The organism is Achromobacter sp. JD-1, from assembly GCF_038594925.1.
GTDB lineage: Bacteria > Pseudomonadota > Gammaproteobacteria > Burkholderiales > Burkholderiaceae_B > Achromobacter > Achromobacter spanius_C.
The window spans coordinates 1-1201 of the sequence record NZ_JBCGCS010000082.1 but is presented as its reverse complement, the minus strand read 5'-3'; the positions used below and the strand labels follow the sequence as shown (position 1 = coordinate 1201).

At 60.7% G+C, this 1201-nt stretch carries 1 protein-coding gene; it reads right to left on the bottom strand.

Annotation, left to right across the window (positions count from 1 at the left end):
- Positions 1 to 19 precede the first annotated feature (19 nt).
- Positions 20 to 976: an IS110 family transposase gene (locus WBR68_RS31315; protein WP_127183044.1), complete on the bottom strand. Its 957-nt coding sequence runs from the start codon at positions 974 to 976 to the stop codon at positions 20 to 22.
- Positions 977 to 1201 lie beyond the last annotated feature (225 nt).

Sequence of the window (1201 nt, the reverse complement as noted above, 5' to 3'; positions counted from 1 at the left end):
CGAGATTCTATGGTTTGGGTCAACCCATAACCGGCCGCAATTTCCCAGGATCGAAGGACTGACCAGTGCGCCAGACCCCGTAGGCGATGCGCAAGAGTTTGCGCGCAATCACCACCAAGGCTGCCGTCGAAGCCAGGCCGCGTGCCCGGAGCATGGCGTAGTAATCCTTGAAGTAAATCGAACGCGCTGCCGAACTGGCCGCGTTGTAGAGCAAGGTCCTGGCTGCCTTGTCTCCCTGTTTGCTCAAGCGCCGCCGGCCCGTTTTTCTACCGGACTCGTTCGGCCTGGGGTCCAGCCCACAGAAGGCCACCGCTGCATCGCTGCTGGCGAAGTGGACCCGGTTGAACAAGGTCGTCAGGGCCGCGCCATTGATCGGGCCGATGCCGCAGATGCTAGTCAGCAGGCCGTAGGTCTTGGCCCACTCACTGTCGGCCTTGATCGTGGCGATCAACTCCCGCTCAAGCTGTTCGGCCCACAAGTTCAGGCTTGCCAGGGCCTTCTTCTGATGGCTGCTGGCGCAACCATGGCGCTGCGCGGACAGCCTCAACGACGTGCCTACGCGCACCACCGTTGACCGAAGCGCCTGGAGCGACTTGGCCTGTTGCAGCTCTGGCGATATTGGCTCATAACGGTGTAGTTTTGTACGCCGCTGTGCGATGTACTGCGCAATAACCTCGGCATCCAGACGATCGGTCTTGCCCCGGTTGCCCAACGAGATGGCGTAATGATGCACATGGGTAGGGTTCAGGACGTAAACCTCAAATCCCTGGTCGTGCGCCGTGCGGGCCAACAACTCCTGGTAGCCCCCAGTCGCCTCCATCGCGATCACGCTGCCGGCGGGCAAACGCTTGAGCCAACCGACGATACTGGAACGATTGTTGGGCAGCACGCCCGCCACAATCCTTCCTTCATGACCGGCAACTTGCAGCTCAAACTTACCGACATCGACCCCAATAAAACAGCCTGATGTTTGCATGATTGCTCTCCCTGCGATACGTTAAGTCCGCTGGGGTAGCCTCGCCTCGGGCGTTACCTTGCGATCAATCGGCGGTCCTGGCCGCTAGATTCCTTATCGACGCTGTGAGGCGGGGTGGGATGCTCTCGTTGTGGCAGTCCGGCGCCTACCGGCTGATGGATGACGACGTCCCATACCCCAGCGCCCTCCCCACTGCAGAGGGCGCACCTACACCATACAAGGATG

Excerpts from the sequence above, each read along its gene's own strand:
- WBR68_RS31315 (WP_127183044.1), bottom strand. The coding sequence starts at position 976 with ATGCAAACATCAGGCTGTTTTATTGGGGTCGATGTCGGTAAGTTTGAG.